The following is a 15,694-nucleotide window of genomic DNA, read 5'->3' as shown; positions in this document are numbered from 1 at the left end:
CCCGGTCAGTAGCCCTGGGTCGCCGGCCCCTTCGCGGCTCCCGCCTGCTCCAGCATCGTCTTCACCCCGAGCCGCACCTGGCCGACATCGTTGGCCAGCGCCACGAGGTCGAAGCCGCGCCGGCGCATCTCGCCGGCCCGCGGTCCGGACGGCGCGAACACGCAGGCCGCCTTGCCGGCCGCCCTGCAGCGGGCCAGCACGTGGTCCAGCGCGGCGTCGACATCCTTGTGCTCGGCGTCGACATGGGCGCCGCCCGACAGCGTGATCGACAGGTCCGACGGCCCCACGAAGACGCCGTCGACGCCCTCTACGGCGAGAATGTCGTCGAGCGCGGCCAGCGACTCGCGCGTCTCCACCATCGCGATGGCCTTGGTGAGCCCGTTGGCTCGGCGCAGATAGTCCGCCGGACCCAGCCCGGAGGCGTCCATCGCCAGCACCGGCCCCCAGCTGCGCGCGCCCACTGGCGGGAACTTTGTGAACTCGACGAGCGCGCGGGCGTCGGCCACGGAATTCACCATCGGCGCGATGATCCCGGCGGCCCCGGAATCCAGCAATCGCGAGGCGGTGGCGTAGTCGCCGACCGGCACGCGCACCAGCGCCGGCTTGCCGGCGAGCATCACCTGCCCGATGCCGAGCACGGCCGCCGCCAGATCGAAGCCGCCGTGCTGCATGTCCAGCGTGACGCAGTCGACGCCCTCGCGCGCCACCACGCCGGCCAGGATGGGCGATGGAATGCCGAGCCAGGCGGTCAGCAGGCCGGGCGGGCGGCCCCAGCGGTGCGACAGGGCGGCAAACGCGTCGGCGCTCGGCATCTCGGTTCCTCCGGGAATCAAAAACCCCGGGCGACGTCGCCCGGGGCCGAAGATGCTAGGCCAGCGCGCGGCGCGGGGGCAAGCCGCCGCCCGGCCGGAAACAGAAGCGCTCAGCGGCCTTCACGAACTTCCGTGACGGCGCGGGCGAGCAGCTCGTCCATGGTGGAGCGGATCTGCGCCTCGGAAAACGCCACCCCGGCGGTCGAGAAATCGGCCTTCACCTTGCGGAACACGTCGTCGTCGCCGGCCTCCTCAAAGTCGGCGGCCACCACGGCCCTGGCGTAGTCGTCGGCCTCCGCGCCGCTCTTGCCGAGCTGCTGGGCCGCCCACAGGCCGAGCAGCCGGTTGCGGCGGGCCATGGCCTTGAATTTCAGTTCCTCGTCCCTGGCGAACATCCGCTCGAAGGCTTCCTCGCGCTTGTCGAATGTCGTCATCTCGTCCCTCTCCTACGATCGGCCGGAGTCCCGGCGTCCCCCTGTCATGCGCTCCTGATATAGCCACTTTAGGTTGTAACGCCAGAGCCGGGGCGTTTGCACTTTGTGCTGCATTGCACCATATAAGCCGCGGAGGCGGATCGACGCCGATCCACAGGCCCGCCGGGGCGCTGTCGTTGTGCTCGCAGGTTCGATCGGGTAGGTTGCCCGCGCAGACGGGCTGGACGCGAGCCGAATCGATCCCATCCCGTTCGCGCCGTTGCGGACGATCTCTCACGCGAGGTATGGCCGTCCGATGGACTTCCTCAAAACACGGTACACGCCGATGAACCGCCGCCGTCGCATTTACGAAGGCAAGGCCAAGGTCCTCTATGAAGGCCCGGAGCCGGGAACGCTGATCCAGCACTTCAAGGACGACGCGACCGCGTTCAACGCCAAGAAGCACGAGGTCATCGACGGCAAGGGCGTGCTGAACAACCGGATTTCGGAATACGTCTTCCAGCACCTCAACGACATCGGCGTGCCGACGCACTTCATCCGCCGGCTCAACATGCGCGAGCAGCTTATCCGCGAGGTCGAGATCATTCCGCTCGAAGTGGTGGTGCGCAACGTCGCGGCCGGCTCGCTGGCGACCCGGCTGGGCATCGAGGAAGGCACGCAGCTTCCCCGCTCGATCATCGAGTTCTACTATAAGAACGACGCCCTCAACGACCCGATGGTGTCGGAAGAGCACATCACCGCCTTCGGCTGGGCCACGCCGCAGGAGATCGACGACATCATGGCCCTGGCCATCCGGGTCAACGACTTCCTGTCCGGCCTCTTCCTCGGCGTCGGCATCCGCCTCGTCGACTTCAAGATGGAGTGCGGCCGCCTGTGGGAAGGCGACATGATGCGGATCGTCGTGGCGGACGAGATCTCCCCCGACTCCTGCCGGCTGTGGGACATCAAGTCCAACGACAAGCTGGACAAGGACCGCTTCCGCCGCGATCTCGGCGGCCTCGTCGAGGCCTATACCGAGGTGGCAAGGCGTCTCGGCATCATCAGCGAGAACGAGCGGGTCGGCGCGACCGGCCCCAAGCTCGTGCAGTAAATCCGGCCGACAGGCGCGGGATGGTTCGACGGGGGCCTCGCGGCCCCCGTTTCCGTTCCGGCGCGCGGCGCCCCCGCCAACGCGGGCTCGGCGGGACGCGCATGGGGTTGCGTTGCCGCGGCGGACCCCTTATCGCGATACCAGCCTGGACCCGGGCCCGTCCGGCCGGGCGCTCTCACGAACCGTCGAGCGAGATCCCGATGAAAGCGCGCGTGACCGTCACCCTGAAGACCGGCGTTCTCGACCCGCAGGGCAAGGCCATCGAAGGCGCCCTGAAGTCCCTCGGGATCGAGGGCGTGGAAAGTGTCCGCCAGGGCAAGGTGTTCGACATCGAGCTCGCCGGCGCGGACCGCGCCCGCGCCGAGGACGCGCTGAAGGCCGCCTGCGAGAAGCTGCTCGCCAACACCGTCATCGAGAACTTCCGCGTCGAGATCGGAGGCTGAGCCGATGAAGGCCGCCGTCGTCATCTTCCCGGGCTCGAACCGCGAGCGGGACGCCGGGCGCGCGCTGCGCGACGCCTCGGGCCACGAGCCTCACTATGTCTGGCATGCCGACCACGAGCTGCCACGCGGCACCGATCTCGTCGTGCTGCCGGGCGGCTTCAGCTACGGCGACTATCTGCGCTGCGGCGCGATTGCCGGACGCGCCAACATCATGGACGCCGTGCGCGCCCACGCGGCGCGCGGCGGGCTGGTGCTCGGCGTGTGCAACGGCTTCCAGATCCTCGTCGAATCCGGCCTGCTCCCCGGCGTGCTGATGCGCAACGCGCAGTTGCGCTTCGTCTGCAAGATGCAGCATCTGAAGGTGGACCGCGCCGATACGCCCTTCGCCAGCGCCTACCATGTCGGGCAGGTGATCAAAGTCGCCATCGCCCACGGCGAGGGCAACTACGTCGCCGACGAGGACACCATCGATAGGCTCGAGCACGAGGGACGGGTGGCCTTCCGCTATTGCGACGCGGACGGCCATGTCGGCGGCTCGGCGAACCCTAACGGCTCGCTGCACGACATTGCCGGCATCTACTCGGCCGGATTCAACGTGCTCGGCATGATGCCCCATCCGGAAAACCTGATCGACCCGCTGGTCGGCGGCACGGACGGGCGCGGGCTGTTCGCCTCCCTCGTCGACCATTTCGCGGCGACCGCCGCGTGAGCGCCCCCCGGGCCAACATTGACGGAGACCCGGCGTGATCCCGAACACGATTGCGATAACTCCCCAGCTCGTCGCCGAACACGGCCTGAAGCCGGACGAATACAAGCGCATTCTGGAGCTCATCGGCCGCGAGCCGACCTTCACCGAGCTCGGCATCTTCTCGGCGATGTGGAACGAGCACTGCTCGTACAAGTCCTCCCGCCTGCACCTGAAGACGTTGCCGACCAAGGCCCCGTGGGTGATCCAGGGCCCCGGCGAGAACGCCGGCGTCATCGACATCGGCGAGGGCCTCGCCTGCGTGTTCAAGATGGAGAGCCACAACCACCCGAGCTACATCGAGCCCTACCAGGGCGCGACGACCGGCGTGGGCGGCATCCTGCGCGACGTGTTCACCATGGGCGCGCGCCCGGTCGCCTGCCTCAACGCGCTTCGCTTCGGCGACCCGTCGCACCCGCGCACGCGCCATCTCGTGTCGGGCGTCGTCGCGGGCATCGGCGGCTACGGCAACTCGTTCGGCGTTCCCACCGTCGGCGGACAGATGGGGTTCCACACCCGCTACGACGGCAACATCCTCGTCAACGCCATGGCAGTCGGCATCGCCAAGGCGGACGAGATCTTCTACGCCAAGGCGACCGGCGTCGGGAACCCGATCGTCTATCTCGGCTCCAAGACCGGCCGCGACGGCATCCACGGCGCGACCATGGCTTCGGCCGAGTTCGACGACAAGTCCGAGGAGAAGCGCCCGACCGTGCAGGTCGGCGACCCGTTCGCCGAGAAGCTGCTGCTCGAGGCGTGCCTCGAGCTGATGCAGACCGGCTCGGTCATCGCCATCCAGGACATGGGCGCGGCGGGCCTGACGTGCTCGGCCGTGGAGATGGGCGCCAAGGGCGACCTCGGCATCGAGCTCGATCTCGACAAGGTGCCCTGCCGGGAGGCGGGCATGTCCGCCTACGAGATGATGCTTTCCGAGAGCCAGGAGCGCATGCTCATGGTGCTCGACCCCGCCAAGGAGAAGCAGGCCGAGGCCATCTTCGTGAAGTGGGGCCTCGACTTCGCGGTGATTGGCAAGACGACCGACACGCTGCGCTTCGTGGTGAAGCACCACGGCGAGGTGATGGCCGACCTGCCGATCAAGGAACTCGGCGACGAGGCGCCCCTCTACGACCGGCCGCATGTCGCAAGCGCCCCGCAGCCGACCATCGCGCCGGAGAGCGTCGCCGCGCCGCTGTCGAACGAGAAGGCCTTGCTCAAGCTGATCGGCGCGCCCGAGCTGTGCTCGAAGCGCTGGGTCTGGGAGCAGTACGACCACCTGATCCTGGGCAACACGGTGCAGGCGCCAGGCGGCGACGCCGCCGTGGTGCGCGTGCTCGACGGACCCAAGGGCCTGGCCCTGACCTCCGACGTGACGCCGCGCTACTGCGAGGCCGATCCGGTGGAAGGCGGCAAGCAGGCCGTCGCCGAAGCGTGGCGCAACATCACCGCCGTCGGCGGACAGCCGCTCGCCATCACCGACAACCTCAATTTCGGCAATCCCGAGCGCCCGGACGCGATGGGCCAGTTCGTCGGCTGCATCCGCGGCATCGGCGCGGCCTGCACCGCGCTCGACTTCCCGGTCGTGTCCGGCAACGTATCGCTCTACAACGAGACGAACGGCCGCGGAATCCTGCCCACGCCCACCATCGGCGGCGTCGGCCTTGTCGACGACGTGGCGGAATGCGCCGGCGTTGGCTTCGGGGCGGAAGGCGAGGCGCTGCTGCTGATCGGCGACACCGCCGGCTGGCTGGGGCAGTCCGTCTATCTGCGCGACATCTGCGGCCGCGAGGAGGGCGCGCCGCCGCCCGTCGACCTGGCCGTCGAGCGCCGCAACGGCGATTTCGTGCGCGGCCTCATCCGCTCCGGCCGCGTGCGCACCGCGCATGACTGCTCGGACGGCGGTCTGGCCGTGGCGCTCGCCGAAATGGCGATGGCGTCCGGGATCGGCGCGACGCTGGAGACGCCTCCGCCCGGCCTGCCCCTCCACGCCGCCCTGTTCGGCGAAGATCAGGCCCGCTACGTGCTGGCCGTGACGCCGGCGCGGGCGGACGCCATCCTGGCCGAAGCGCGCGCGGCCGGCGTGCCGGCCCTTCGCATCGGCCGCAGCGGCGGCGACGCGTTGACGCTGCCGGGCGAGCGGCCCATATCGGTGACGGCGCTGCGCTCCGCCCACGAAGCGTGGCTGCCCGATTACATGGCCGGCAAGGCCGCTTGAGAGGAGCCTTCCCATGGCCATGGACGCCCACGAGATCGAACGGCTGATCAAGGAAGCCCTGCCGGACGCCAGGGTCGAGATTCGCGACCTCGCCGGCGACGGCGACCACTATGCCGCCACGGTGGTCTCGGCCGCCTTCAAAGGAAAGACGCGCGTGCAGCAGCACCAGCTCGTCTATTCGGCGCTGAAGGGAAACATGGGCGGCGTGCTCCACGCCCTTGCGCTGACGACCTCGACACCCGAGAATTGACCCATCCGGCGCGCCTTGACCGCGCATGAGGAAAGGAAGACCCAATGAGCATCCATGACGTGATCAAGAGCGACATCGAGGCCAACGATGTCGTGCTGTTCATGAAGGGCACGCCCCAGTTCCCGATGTGCGGGTTCTCCGGGCAGGTTGTGCAGATCCTCGACTACCTCGGCGTGCCCTACAAGGGCGTGAACGTGCTCGAGAACGACGACATCCGCCAGGGCATCAAGGACTTCTCCAACTGGCCGACGATCCCGCAGCTCTACGTGAAGGGCGAGTTCGTCGGCGGGTGCGACATCGTCCGCGAGATGTTCCAGTCGGGCGAGCTGCAGACGCACCTGACCGACAAGGGCGTCGCCGTGAAGCAGGCCGCCAAGGCCTGAGTCCGGGGCCGGGCGCAGGCCCGCGCCGGCGGCCTTAACCAGCGCTGTAATATATGAGCCTCCTCCCCACGCGGGAGGAGGCTTTTTCGTTTCGCTCTGCGTTAGATCAACGTGCGGCCTGTGCGGGCATGCACAGCTTCAATGCAAGTAGCGCGTGCACGATTGCCAGACTTCCCGTTGCACCGGACCTCTGCCGCAAAAAGGCCCCGTGGCGGTCAAGTCCCGGTCCGATTGGGGATCGAAGCTGGCGACGATGGACGATCAGGGAGACCATCATGCCGCATCTGAGGGCGGACGCACTGGTTGACGACGCCGCCGGCATGGCCCGGCTCGCGGCCGTGCTCGACAGCGACCCACGGTGCCGCGCGCTGCGGGCCGAGGTTCGCGCCCGCCTCTCCGAGGACGGCGGCATGGCACGTCGCGTCGGCGCCCATTTCGGCCTTGAAATCGGCCTTCCCCTGGGGATCGGCCTGCTGGCGACCCTCTGCGCCGCCGCGCTCTGGCTGGCCGGCGCGCCGACCTTCATCTGACCCGGCGCAGGGCTCCTCCCGCCAGGCGGTGTCCTTCCCCTCCGAAACGCGCTATGCCGGGCCATGACCGGCCCCCGCTCCCCGAGCAATCCCGCCGCCGACCCGGATGGCTTCATCCGCCAGCACACGCGGCTCGTCCCGGTGCCGCACGCCCCTGAAATCCGGCTGCACCTGGCGACCGAGGCGACCGAGCTGTGGCGCAAGACGGAGGAGGAGCTCGGCGAGATCGGCTTGCCTCCACCGTTCTGGGCGTTCGCCTGGGCGGGCGGGCAGGCCCTGGCGCGCCACGTGCTCGACCAACCCGAACTGGTCGCCGGGCGGCGTGTGCTGGACTTCGCCTCCGGCTCGGGGCTCGCCGGCATCGCCGCCGCGCTGGCCGGGGCGGGTTCGGTCGAGGCCACCGACATCGACCCGTTCGCGCTGGCGGCGATCCGCGTCAACGCCGCCGCCAACGCCGTTGCGCTTGCCGGGCGATGCGCCGACGTGGTCGGCCGCGACGAGGGCTGGGACGCCGTGCTCGCCGGCGACGTCTGCTACGAGCGCGACATGGCGCGAAACGTGACGGACTGGCTGGAAGCGCTGGCCCGCCGGGGCGCGACGGTGCTGGTCGGCGATCCCGGCCGGTCCTACCTGCCGCGCGAAAGGCTGGAGCCCCTCGCCGTCTACCAGGTCGCGACGACGCGTGAGCTGGAGGACAGCGAGGTCAAGCGCACCACGGTGTGGCGGTTCGCGGCCGCGTGAGCGGCGCGCCGCCCTGGCTCACTGCGCCGTCCAGCCGCCGTCCACGGAGAGGTTGGAGCCGGTGATCTGGGCCGCCGCGTCGGAGCACAGGAACAGCGCCACGCCGGCGACCTGCTCGACGGTGACGAACTGCTTGGTCGGCTGGCCGTTCAGCATGACGTCGCGGATCACCTGCTCGCGGGTGAGGTTGCGGGCGGCCATGGTGTCGGGGATCTGGTTCTCGACGAGCGGCGTCCACACATAGCCCGGCGAGATGCAGTTCACCGTGACGCCGCTGGTGGCGAGCTCGAGCGCCACCGTCTTGGTGAGGCCGGCGATGCCGTGCTTGGCGGCGACATAGGCCGACTTGAACGGCGAGGCCACCAGCGAGTGCGCCGAGGCCGTGGAAATGATGCGCCCCCAGCCGCGCTTCTTCATGCCCGGGACGGCGGCGCGGATGGCGTGGAAGGCCGAGGAGAGATTGATGCCGATAATCGCGTCCCACTTCTCGATCGGGAAATCCTCGACCGGCGAGACGTGCTGGATGCCGGCGTTGTTGACGAGGATGTCGACGCTGCCGAGCTGCGCTTCGGCCTCGGCGATCATGCCGGCGATCTCGGCCGGCTTGAGCATGTTGGCGGCGTTGTACAGGGCGCGGACCTTGAAGTCCTTTTCGATGCCGGCCCGGGCGGCCTCGATCGCGGCGGCGTCTCCGAGCCCGTTGACGACGACGTTGGCGCCCGCCTCGGCCAGGGCCCGCGCGATGGCGAGGCCGATGCCGGAGGTGGAGCCGGTGACGACCGCGTTGCGGCCCGCGAGCGACGGCGAGATCGTGGACATGGAAGCTCCTGTGTTGCGCCGCGGCAATCTACTCCAGCCCCCCGCACGGGCAAGTGCTGCCTTCGGCGATGGCCGGGCCTGCACGCGCGCGCCGTCCGTGCTACAGAGGGCGGCGAAGGACGAATGATGACGCATTCACACTCCCGACCGACGCCCCAGTGTCCGGCCGACGCGACGGGCGGGCACGCGCACGAGCACGGCGGCTGCGCCCACGCGGCCGACCACGCGGCGCGTGCGCCCGCCGCCATTGCCGACGCCGAGGCGTTGTGCGCCGAACGCGGCCTGCGCCTCACCCCGATCCGCCGGCAGGTGCTGGAAGCGCTCTACGCCACCCACCGCCCCATGAGCGCCTACGACCTGATCGACGCGCTGGAGGCGGGCGGCGGCAAGCGCCACGCGCCCGTCACCATCTATCGCGCCCTTGATTTCCTTCTTGAGCAGGCCTTCGCGCACCGGCTGGAGAGCCGCAACGCCTTCATCGCCTGCCCCTTCCGCCACGCCCCGGGCGACCTCGTCGTGTTCATGATCTGCGACCGCTGCGGCGGGGTCGACGAGGCCGTCTCGGACGAGCTGCGCCGCGACCTCGCCCAGCTTGCGCGCAGACAGGGCTTCACCCCGCACGCCCGTGTCATCGAACTGGCCGGGTCCTGCGCGCATTGCCGGGGCTGAGGCCCGACGCCGCCGCCCGGGTCCACCCCCAACAGAATTGTCCGGACGCTTCCATGACCACCGATCTCGCCGCCCTGTCCTGCCTGCCGCCGCCCGCCGAATCCGGGCCCCGCCCGCGCCGCGTCACGGTTCCGGTGATGGTGGGAACGGTGAAGGTGGGCGGCGGAGCGCCTGTCGTCGTGCAATCGATGACCAATACCGACACGGCGGACATCGAGGCGACGGTCGCGCAGGTCGCGGCGCTGGCCCGCGCCGGGTCCGAGATCGTCCGCATCACCGTGGACCGCGACGAGGCGGCCGCCGCCGTGCCGCATATCCGCGACCGCCTGCTGCGGCGGGGCGTCGCCGTGCCGCTCGTCGGCGACTTCCACTATATCGGCCACAAGCTGCTGGCCGATCACCCCGCCTGCGCCGAGGCGCTGGACAAGTACCGCATCAATCCCGGCAATGTCGGGTTCCGCGAGAAGCGCGACCGCCAGTTCGGGGCCATCGTCGAAACGGCGATCCGCCACGGCAAGAGCGTGCGCATCGGCGCCAACTGGGGCTCGCTGGACCAGGAACTGCTGACCTACCTGATGGACGTCAACGCGCGCGCCGACGCGCCGCTGGACGCGCGGGCCGTCACCCGCGAGGCGATGGTCCAGTCGGCGCTGCTCTCGGCGGAGCGCGCCGAGGAGATCGGCCTACCACGCGAGCGGATCATCCTCTCGGCCAAGGTTTCGGCGGTGCAGGACCTCATCGCCGTGTACCGCATGCTGGCGGAGCGTTCCGACTACGCGCTGCATCTCGGCCTGACCGAGGCCGGCATGGGCTCCAAGGGCATCGTCGCCTCGTCGGCCGCGATGGGCATCCTGCTGCAGGAGGGCATCGGCGACACGATCCGCGTGTCGCTGACCCCGGAGCCGGGCGGCGACCGCACGCTCGAGGTGAAGGTGGCGCAGGAACTGCTGCAGACGATGGGCTTCCGCACCTTCGTGCCTCTGGTGGCCGCCTGCCCCGGCTGCGGCCGCACGACCTCGACCGTGTTCCAGGAGCTGGCGCGCGACATCCAGGCCTGGATTTCCGACTCGATGCCCGAGTGGAAGCGCACCTATCCGGGCGTCGAGACGCTTAACGTGGCGGTGATGGGCTGCATCGTGAACGGCCCCGGCGAGTCCAAGCACGCCGACATCGGCATCTCGCTGCCCGGCACCGGCGAGACGCCCTCCGCGCCGGTGTTCATCGACGGACGCAAGGCGGCGACCTTGCGCGGGCCGACCGTCGCGGCCGACTTCAAGGCCATGGTGAACGCCTATATCGAGAAGCGCTTCGGCGCGCGGCAAAGCGCCGCCGAGTAACGCCGCGAATTAGGGGCGTGCGCGCGGCAGCCAGGCGCGCAGCGTTTCGGCGAAGGCCAGCCTGCTCCCGTCGCGCCTGGCTTCGCCGATGACGACGCGCGCGCCGGCCTCGATGGGCGCGCCGAGCACTTCGGTGTGAAGCCCGTCCATCGCCCCGATGCGGACCGCGACGGGTTCGATGTCGCCCCGATCCGTCAAGATGTGAATGCGCCCGGCCTGCCCGGTGTCGCGGCCGGCGCGCTTCGCCCGCGCCGCCACGACCGCGTCGAAGCGGGCCTGCTGCTCCGGCCGGACCACGCCGGCGAGCCGCTTGATGAAGGTGCGCCGCATGGCGTGGACGCGCTCGCGCCGCGTCGCCGGGTCGGCCTCGGGGCCCAGGCCCAGCGCCACCGCGTCGCCGAGTTCGCGGGCGATGCGGTCCGCCTCCGCGCACTGGGCGGGGTCGAACCCCACATCACGCTTCACGTGTTCGATGAACTGGGCCAGCGCCTGGCCGGCGAAGGCCTTGCGGTCGGCGGCGGAGACCGTCGGCGCGGGCTCCGGCCCGCCCGGCTGGAACAGCAGCGCGGCGTAGGGCACACGCAGCGCGTTGTCGCGCCGCTCCACCTCGATCCGCACCCAGGCCGAGTCGCCGCCGGCCAGCGCCGGCTCCGTCGCGTCGAGCGTCACCAGCGCGCGCGCCGTGCCGGCTGGGCCGGGGCGGACGCTCGTTACCGAGGCGTGCAGGTCCCGGTTGGGATAGGCGTCCACCGCGACGCGAACCGGCTGGCCGGGCTTGACGCGCTCGAGGTCGGCGTCCGGGATCAGCGTCACCAGCGCGCGGCCCGCCGAGTCGCCGCCCTCCACCGTGCCGATGCCCGCGATGGTGACGACCACGGGGCCGCGGTCCACGCTCGCCGTCGCCCAGCGCGAGGCCGGCGCGGCGCCGCGCGCCGCGTAGACCGCGAAGGCGGAGACGCCCAGCGCCGCCGCCGCGAAAACGGTCAGCGCGGCGAGCGCGAAGGCGGACCGGGGTGTTCGGGCCATCGTGCCGAGGGATTCCTTGGTGGCTCTGCTGCGGTTGTCGTACCATTTTGCGGCCGCCGCGTCACGCGACGGGGCGCGGCGGTCAGCCGGGGATGAGTCCCGCGGCGATGTTGATGGTCAGGGCCAGGATGGCCGTGTTGAACAGGAACGACAGCACGCCGTGCGTCAGCGCGATCCTGCGGATGCGGCGGCTCACGATATCCACGTCGGCAGTCGCCGTGGCGCAGCCGATGACGAAGGCGAAATACAGGAAATCCAGGTAGTTGGGCTCGCCGACGCCGGGAAACTGCAGCCCGCCGCGGTCTCCGTCCTCGTGCACGCCGTAATACTCGTGCGCGTAATGGACGGCGAAGATCAGGTGCGTGAACGTCCACGACAGCAGCACGGTCGCGCCGGCCAGCGTGAGGGCGAGCGCGTCGATCCTGCCGCCGCCCTCGCGCGAGATGGCCAGTTCCAGCACGATGGCCGCGAAACTCGCCGTGACCGCCGTGATCACCAGCGCGAGGATGACGAGCCGGCCCTCGTCATACAGGGGCGCATGCTCCCTGATGTCGGTGACGGTGGAGCGGTACAGCGTCCACAGGGCGGCCACTAGGTAGACGAGCACTCCGACGTCCCACGACATCAGCCAGCGCGACGGCAGGCGGTGGTACGACGGCAGCAGGGAGTACACGACGAGGCCGACGGCGATGCTGGCCAGCAGGATACGCCTCGCGCGCGCCATGCGGACGAAGCGTTCCCCCAGCGTCATGAGCGTCGCTCGGCGGTGAAGCGGGCTGCTTCCCGCAGCGTGTCGGCCTCCGGACCGAAGCCGGCCAGCGCCATCACCGCCGCGTGGGCGAGGCGGTCGCGTTCCGCCTTGGCCTCGTCGAGGCCGAGTACGCCGACCAGCGTCGCCTTGCCGCGCGCCGCGTCCTTGCCGGTCGCCTTGCCCAGCGCGTCGGCGCTCGCCTCGACGTCGAGGATGTCGTCGGCCACCTGGAAGGCGGCGCCCAGCGCCTTGCCGTAGGAGAGCAGCGTGGCCCGGTCCTCGGCCGACGCGCCGCCGAGGATGGCTCCCGCCTCGGGCGCGAAGGACAGCAGCGCTCCGGTCTTCATCGCCTGCAGCCGGCGCACCGCCGGCTCGTCGAGCGCCAGCGGCCCGGCCGCTTCGTAGCGGCCTTCCGCCTCCAGATCGAGCATCTGGCCGCCGGCCATGCCGCCCAACCCGGCGGCGCGGGCGAGGCCGAGCAGGAGCGCGGCGCGCGCCCCGGGGTCGGGGTGAGTGGCGTCGTCGGCCAGCACGTCGAAGGCGTAGGTGAGCAGCGCGTCGCCGGCCAGGATGGCCGCCGCCTCGTCAAAGGCGCGGTGCAGCGCGGGCCTGCCCCGGCGCATGGCGTCGTCGTCCATCGCTGGCAGGTCGTCATGGGCGAGCGAGTAGCAGTGCACCATCTCCAGTGCGCAGGCGGCGCGCAGCACGCCCTCGCCGGCCGCGCCGAACAGGCGGGCGCTTTCCACCAGCAGGAAGGGCCGCAGGCGCTTGCCGCCGCCCAGCGTCGCGTAGCGCATCGCCTCCATCAGGCGGCGCGGCCGGGCGATCTCGCCGGGGCGGGGCGCGGGGTCGAGCAGCGTCTCCAGCATGCGCTCGATCGCCTCGGCGTCGGCGCCGAGGCGAACTTCGAAGGCTGAGGGTGGCTGGACCATGGTTCTGCGGACTCGGGCTCTCGGAACTCGCCGCGCTGTGGTCGGCTTGCCCTATCCGGCGGGATCGGTCAAGGCTGCGGCATGGGCGCGCGCGGGACGGGCGGAGTGGGCTGGCGGCTGCGGCGCGTGCTGCGCTGGGCGTTTTACGCCGTGCTCGCCATCGTCGCGCTCGTGCTGGCGCTCAGCGTGGCGTGGCGCTTCGTTCCTCCCGTCTCGACGCTCATGCTGGGGCGCTGGCTGACCTTCCAGTCCGTCGACCGGAGCTGGACGCCGCTCGGCCGCATCAGTCCGCGCCTCGTGGCGGCGGTGATGATGTCGGAGGACGCCCGCTTCTGCGAACACGGCGGCGTCGACTGGGACGCGCTGCGCGAGGTCATCGCCGACGCCGAGGACGGCGCGCCGTCGCGCGGCGCCTCCACGCTGACCATGCAGACCGCCAAGAACCTGTTCCTCTGGCCGTCGCGCTCCTATGTCCGCAAGGGGCTGGAGATCCCGCTGGCGCTGTGGCTCGACCTCGTCTGGCCGAAGAAGCGCATCATGGAGGTCTATCTCAACATCGCCGAGTGGGGCCCTGGCGTCTTCGGCGCCGAGGCGGCCGCCCGCGCCGCCTTCAACAAGCCCGCGGCCGCGCTTTCGGCGCGCGAGGCGGCCCTGCTCGCCACCGCGCTGCCGAACCCGATCAGGCGCGACTCCAGGCGGCCCTCGCGCGGCCACCAGCGCCTCGCGGCGATCGTCGCCGGGCGCGCGGCGGCGTCCGAGCCCTACACCGAGTGCGTGCGGTAGGCGCGGCGGGACTTCGGTCCGAAAAAAGAGTCCCGGGCGACTGGAAACTTGGCCGGGATGACTGTATAAGCCCGGCTTCCAATTCGCGGCGGCAGGCCGTAAGGGCGCTCGCGCCCGGCTGCGCGCCCTGACCACCGGAGAGTTCCATGGCCGTTCCGAAGAAAAAGACCTCGCCGTCCCGGCGCGGCATGCGCCGTTCCGCCGACGCCCTCAAGAACCCGACCTATGTCGAGGACAAGGACTCGGGCGAGCTGCGCCGTCCGCACCACGTCGACCTGAAGACGGGCATGTATCGCGGCCGTCAGGTTCTGAAGGCCAAGACCGAGGCGTGAGCCGAACTGGCCGGCCCGCGCGGGCCGGCGGTTGACGGACGACCGCACGAAAACGACGCGACGGCGCTCCCTTGGGGCGCCGTTTTGCTGTGCGGCGTCGGCGAGTCAGGCCTTGCGCGAGAAGCGACCGGGCGCGGCGGGATCGCGGTCCAGCTGGTCCGACGAGCGGTAGGCGATCGCGCCGTCCTCAGGCTCGGCGCGGCGGCGGGTGCGTTGCGAGGGCATGCCGGCGCGCACGGCGAGAAGCTGCGACAGGAAGCCGGCGTCGGCCGGGCGCGGCGGCCGTCCTCCGGCGCGGTGGGCGCGCCGGGGCGGCGTGATCTCCACGATGGCGCGTGGCGCCTGCGCGTCGTCCTCGTCCCGCCAGGTCGCCTCGCCGGGCTCGCCCATGGCCTCGCCTCCGTCCCGATCCGGCGCAATGCCGGTTCGCCCCGCTTCCTCCGTGCAAGGATCGATCCAGCCCCGAACCGCCCGGATCGCTCCGTTCCGGCACGCCGGGCGGCGCAACCGTCCCGTTTCGGGACGGCGCGGCGGTGAGCCGGTTTACTTGCTGGACAGCTTGTCGAGCCGGCGCTGCATCTCGATGAGCTGCTTCTTCAGGTCGTCGATCTCGCCGCCGGCGGGCCCCTCGGCCTTGTCGGACGCCTCACCGGTGTCGCCGCCTGCCAGCGGGAAGGGCGTGAACATCCGCAGCGCGTCACGGAACATGGCCATGTTCTTCTGCGCCTGCTCGTCCATCGCCGTGAAGGCGGCGTTTCCGAACGGGTTCTGCCCGAAGGTCGTGGAGAGCTGATCCCGGAACTTCTGCTGGTTCTGGGTCAGGGTGCGTAGCGACAGTTCCAGGTAACTCGGAACCAGAGCCTGCATGCTGTCGCCGTAGAAACGGATGAGCTGGCGCAGGAAGGTGATCGGCAGCAGGTTCTGCCCGCTCTTGCCCTCCTGCTCGAAGATGATCTGCGCCAGAACGGACCGCGTGATCTCCTCGCCCGTCTTGGCGTCGAACACGACGAAGTCCTCGCCCCCCTTCACCATGCCGGCCAGGTCGTCCAGCGTCACATAGGTGCTGGTGCCCGTATGGTAGAGGCGGCGGTTCGCGTATTTCTTGATGACGGTGGGCTTCTTCTCGGTGGTCATGTCCATCCGCTGCGCCTGCGAGGGGCCTCCCGGCGCGCCGCCGTGGCAGCGCGCCAACTGCGACGCTAGCCTTTTTGTGGCGCTGCGAAAACCAGATTTCTTCGACTTTCGTCAAACATTACGGGTGTTTTGGCCGCTTTCCGCCACCAAAGGACGACATCCTAGGGCCCTCGCGGCCCTTGACGCTGGCCTTTGGCCGGCCGAAACAATGCTCGACGACAGCGGCGCGAATAGACCTTTGCGACGCAGCGGAAAGTGTTCCCGACAGGAG

The 15,694-nt window shown here is 70.4% G+C and carries 20 protein-coding genes; 12 read left to right on the top strand and 8 right to left on the bottom strand.

Translation table 11 applies throughout. The annotated features are described in order from the left end of the window. Nucleotides 1–5: 5 nt before the first annotated feature. Nucleotides 6–812: an HpcH/HpaI aldolase family protein gene (locus tag NK718_RS10350; protein WP_254741421.1), complete on the bottom strand. Its 807-nt coding sequence runs from the start codon at nt 810–812 to the stop codon at nt 6–8. 110 nt (nt 813–922) lie between these two features. Beyond that, the gene (locus tag NK718_RS10345) at nt 923–1,246 is read right to left on the bottom strand and encodes a DUF1476 domain-containing protein (protein WP_254741418.1); all 324 of its coding nucleotides are present in this window, start codon (nt 1,244–1,246) and stop codon (nt 923–925) included. A gap of 295 nt (nt 1,247–1,541) precedes the next feature. Between NK718_RS10345 and purC the strand changes: the two genes are divergently transcribed. The 8 genes from purC to NK718_RS10305 all read left to right on the top strand — a co-directional run bounded on the left by purC (nt 1,542) and on the right by NK718_RS10305 (nt 7,640). Next, complete coding sequence (gene purC / locus NK718_RS10340) at nt 1,542–2,336, top strand: phosphoribosylaminoimidazolesuccinocarboxamide synthase (RefSeq protein WP_254741415.1); 795 nt, start codon at nt 1,542–1,544, stop codon at nt 2,334–2,336. A 200-nt stretch (nt 2,337–2,536) separates the two neighbouring features. Further along, a complete protein-coding gene (gene purS / locus NK718_RS10335; RefSeq protein WP_254741412.1) occupies nt 2,537–2,779 on the top strand; it encodes a phosphoribosylformylglycinamidine synthase subunit PurS in 243 nt (80 codons plus the stop codon). 4 nt (nt 2,780–2,783) lie between these two features. Then, complete coding sequence (purQ, locus tag NK718_RS10330) at nt 2,784–3,488, top strand: phosphoribosylformylglycinamidine synthase subunit PurQ (RefSeq protein ID WP_254741409.1); 705 nt, start codon at nt 2,784–2,786, stop codon at nt 3,486–3,488. A gap of 37 nt (nt 3,489–3,525) precedes the next feature. Continuing rightward, complete coding sequence (purL, locus tag NK718_RS10325; RefSeq protein ID WP_371877263.1) at nt 3,526–5,736, top strand: phosphoribosylformylglycinamidine synthase subunit PurL; 2,211 nt, start codon at nt 3,526–3,528, stop codon at nt 5,734–5,736. Nucleotides 5,737–5,749: 13 nt separating this feature from the next. Beyond that, nucleotides 5,750–5,986 carry a BolA family protein gene (locus NK718_RS10320; protein WP_254741403.1) on the top strand — a complete coding sequence of 79 codons (237 nt, stop codon included), beginning with the start codon at nt 5,750–5,752 and terminating at the stop codon, nt 5,984–5,986. A gap of 44 nt (nt 5,987–6,030) precedes the next feature. Further along, nucleotides 6,031–6,369 carry a Grx4 family monothiol glutaredoxin gene (gene grxD, locus NK718_RS10315; RefSeq protein WP_254741400.1) on the top strand — a complete coding sequence of 113 codons (339 nt, stop codon included), beginning with the start codon at nt 6,031–6,033 and terminating at the stop codon, nt 6,367–6,369. Nucleotides 6,370–6,644: 275 nt separating this feature from the next. Continuing rightward, nucleotides 6,645–6,899, top strand: coding sequence for a hypothetical protein (locus tag NK718_RS10310; protein WP_254741397.1), 255 nt, complete (start codon nt 6,645–6,647; stop codon nt 6,897–6,899). Nucleotides 6,900–6,962: 63 nt separating this feature from the next. Then, on the top strand, nt 6,963–7,640 hold the full coding sequence (locus tag NK718_RS10305) for a class I SAM-dependent methyltransferase (protein WP_254741394.1): 678 nt from the start codon (nt 6,963–6,965) through the stop codon (nt 7,638–7,640). Between the two features lie 18 nt (nt 7,641–7,658). Here the strand turns inward: NK718_RS10305 and NK718_RS10300 are convergent, their stop codons facing one another. Then, the gene (locus NK718_RS10300; protein WP_254741391.1) at nt 7,659–8,459 is read right to left on the bottom strand and encodes a 3-hydroxybutyrate dehydrogenase; all 801 of its coding nucleotides are present in this window, start codon (nt 8,457–8,459) and stop codon (nt 7,659–7,661) included. Nucleotides 8,460–8,585: 126 nt separating this feature from the next. On the opposite strand from NK718_RS10300, the gene NK718_RS10295 reads away from it, so the two are divergent. Further along, nucleotides 8,586–9,128 (top strand): Fur family transcriptional regulator, encoded by a 543-nt coding sequence (locus NK718_RS10295; RefSeq protein ID WP_254741388.1) that lies wholly within the window; start codon nt 8,586–8,588, stop codon nt 9,126–9,128. Nucleotides 9,129–9,181: 53 nt separating this feature from the next. Further along, nucleotides 9,182–10,465, top strand: a complete 1,284-nt coding sequence (gene ispG / locus NK718_RS10290; protein WP_254741385.1) for a flavodoxin-dependent (E)-4-hydroxy-3-methylbut-2-enyl-diphosphate synthase — start codon at nt 9,182–9,184, stop codon at nt 10,463–10,465. Between the two features lie 9 nt (nt 10,466–10,474). Here the strand turns inward: ispG and NK718_RS10285 are convergent, their stop codons facing one another. The 3 genes from NK718_RS10285 to NK718_RS10275 form a co-directional block, all read right to left on the bottom strand. Next, nucleotides 10,475–11,491, bottom strand: coding sequence for an efflux RND transporter periplasmic adaptor subunit (locus tag NK718_RS10285; RefSeq protein ID WP_254741382.1), 1,017 nt, complete (start codon nt 11,489–11,491; stop codon nt 10,475–10,477). A gap of 82 nt (nt 11,492–11,573) precedes the next feature. Beyond that, on the bottom strand, nt 11,574–12,242 hold the full coding sequence (locus tag NK718_RS10280; RefSeq protein WP_254741379.1) for a DUF1345 domain-containing protein: 669 nt from the start codon (nt 12,240–12,242) through the stop codon (nt 11,574–11,576). After that, complete coding sequence (locus NK718_RS10275; protein ID WP_254741376.1) at nt 12,239–13,174, bottom strand: polyprenyl synthetase family protein; 936 nt, start codon at nt 13,172–13,174, stop codon at nt 12,239–12,241. Before NK718_RS10275 ends, NK718_RS10280 begins: the two co-directional genes overlap by 4 nt. An 81-nt stretch (nt 13,175–13,255) precedes the next feature. On the opposite strand from NK718_RS10275, the gene mtgA reads away from it, so the two are divergent. Together mtgA and rpmF are read left to right on the top strand one after the other, a co-directional pair. After that, complete coding sequence (gene mtgA / locus NK718_RS10270; protein ID WP_254741373.1) at nt 13,256–13,957, top strand: monofunctional biosynthetic peptidoglycan transglycosylase; 702 nt, start codon at nt 13,256–13,258, stop codon at nt 13,955–13,957. Between the two features lie 146 nt (nt 13,958–14,103). Next, nucleotides 14,104–14,289 (top strand): 50S ribosomal protein L32, encoded by a 186-nt coding sequence (rpmF, locus tag NK718_RS10265; protein ID WP_254741370.1) that lies wholly within the window; start codon nt 14,104–14,106, stop codon nt 14,287–14,289. 105 nt (nt 14,290–14,394) lie between these two features. Here rpmF and NK718_RS10260 read toward each other — a convergent pair whose 3' ends face one another. After that, a complete protein-coding gene (locus NK718_RS10260) occupies nt 14,395–14,679 on the bottom strand; it encodes a hypothetical protein (protein WP_254741368.1) in 285 nt (94 codons plus the stop codon). A gap of 153 nt (nt 14,680–14,832) precedes the next feature. Continuing rightward, nucleotides 14,833–15,423: a polyhydroxyalkanoate synthesis repressor PhaR gene (gene phaR, locus NK718_RS10255; protein ID WP_254741591.1), complete on the bottom strand. Its 591-nt coding sequence runs from the start codon at nt 15,421–15,423 to the stop codon at nt 14,833–14,835. Between the last annotated feature and the right edge of the window lie 271 nt (nt 15,424–15,694).

This window comes from Alsobacter ponti, assembly GCF_024294805.1.
In the GTDB taxonomy this organism is placed as follows: Bacteria; Pseudomonadota; Alphaproteobacteria; order Rhizobiales; family Beijerinckiaceae; genus Alsobacter; species Alsobacter ponti.
This window is presented reverse-complemented; position numbering and strand designations above follow the sequence as displayed.

Excerpts from the sequence above, each read along its gene's own strand:
- phaR (WP_254741591.1), bottom strand. The coding sequence starts at position 15,423 with ATGACCACCGAGAAGAAGCCCACCGTCATCAAGAAATACGCGAACCGC.
- NK718_RS10300 (WP_254741391.1), bottom strand. The coding sequence starts at position 8,459 with ATGTCCACGATCTCGCCGTCGCTCGCGGGCCGCAACGCGGTCGTCACC.
- purC (WP_254741415.1), top strand. The coding sequence starts at position 1,542 with ATGGACTTCCTCAAAACACGGTACACGCCGATGAACCGCCGCCGTCGC.
- NK718_RS10260 (WP_254741368.1), bottom strand. The coding sequence starts at position 14,679 with ATGGGCGAGCCCGGCGAGGCGACCTGGCGGGACGAGGACGACGCGCAG.
- NK718_RS10345 (WP_254741418.1), bottom strand. The coding sequence starts at position 1,246 with ATGACGACATTCGACAAGCGCGAGGAAGCCTTCGAGCGGATGTTCGCC.
- NK718_RS10295 (WP_254741388.1), top strand. The coding sequence starts at position 8,586 with ATGACGCATTCACACTCCCGACCGACGCCCCAGTGTCCGGCCGACGCG.
- NK718_RS10285 (WP_254741382.1), bottom strand. The coding sequence starts at position 11,491 with ATGGCCCGAACACCCCGGTCCGCCTTCGCGCTCGCCGCGCTGACCGTT.
- NK718_RS10275 (WP_254741376.1), bottom strand. The coding sequence starts at position 13,174 with ATGGTCCAGCCACCCTCAGCCTTCGAAGTTCGCCTCGGCGCCGACGCC.
- NK718_RS10320 (WP_254741403.1), top strand. The coding sequence starts at position 5,750 with ATGGCCATGGACGCCCACGAGATCGAACGGCTGATCAAGGAAGCCCTG.
- NK718_RS10310 (WP_254741397.1), top strand. The coding sequence starts at position 6,645 with ATGCCGCATCTGAGGGCGGACGCACTGGTTGACGACGCCGCCGGCATG.
- NK718_RS10305 (WP_254741394.1), top strand. The coding sequence starts at position 6,963 with ATGACCGGCCCCCGCTCCCCGAGCAATCCCGCCGCCGACCCGGATGGC.
- mtgA (WP_254741373.1), top strand. The coding sequence starts at position 13,256 with ATGGGCGCGCGCGGGACGGGCGGAGTGGGCTGGCGGCTGCGGCGCGTG.
- purS (WP_254741412.1), top strand. The coding sequence starts at position 2,537 with ATGAAAGCGCGCGTGACCGTCACCCTGAAGACCGGCGTTCTCGACCCG.
- grxD (WP_254741400.1), top strand. The coding sequence starts at position 6,031 with ATGAGCATCCATGACGTGATCAAGAGCGACATCGAGGCCAACGATGTC.
- rpmF (WP_254741370.1), top strand. The coding sequence starts at position 14,104 with ATGGCCGTTCCGAAGAAAAAGACCTCGCCGTCCCGGCGCGGCATGCGC.
- ispG (WP_254741385.1), top strand. The coding sequence starts at position 9,182 with ATGACCACCGATCTCGCCGCCCTGTCCTGCCTGCCGCCGCCCGCCGAA.
- NK718_RS10280 (WP_254741379.1), bottom strand. The coding sequence starts at position 12,242 with ATGACGCTGGGGGAACGCTTCGTCCGCATGGCGCGCGCGAGGCGTATC.
- purQ (WP_254741409.1), top strand. The coding sequence starts at position 2,784 with ATGAAGGCCGCCGTCGTCATCTTCCCGGGCTCGAACCGCGAGCGGGAC.
- NK718_RS10350 (WP_254741421.1), bottom strand. The coding sequence starts at position 812 with ATGCCGAGCGCCGACGCGTTTGCCGCCCTGTCGCACCGCTGGGGCCGC.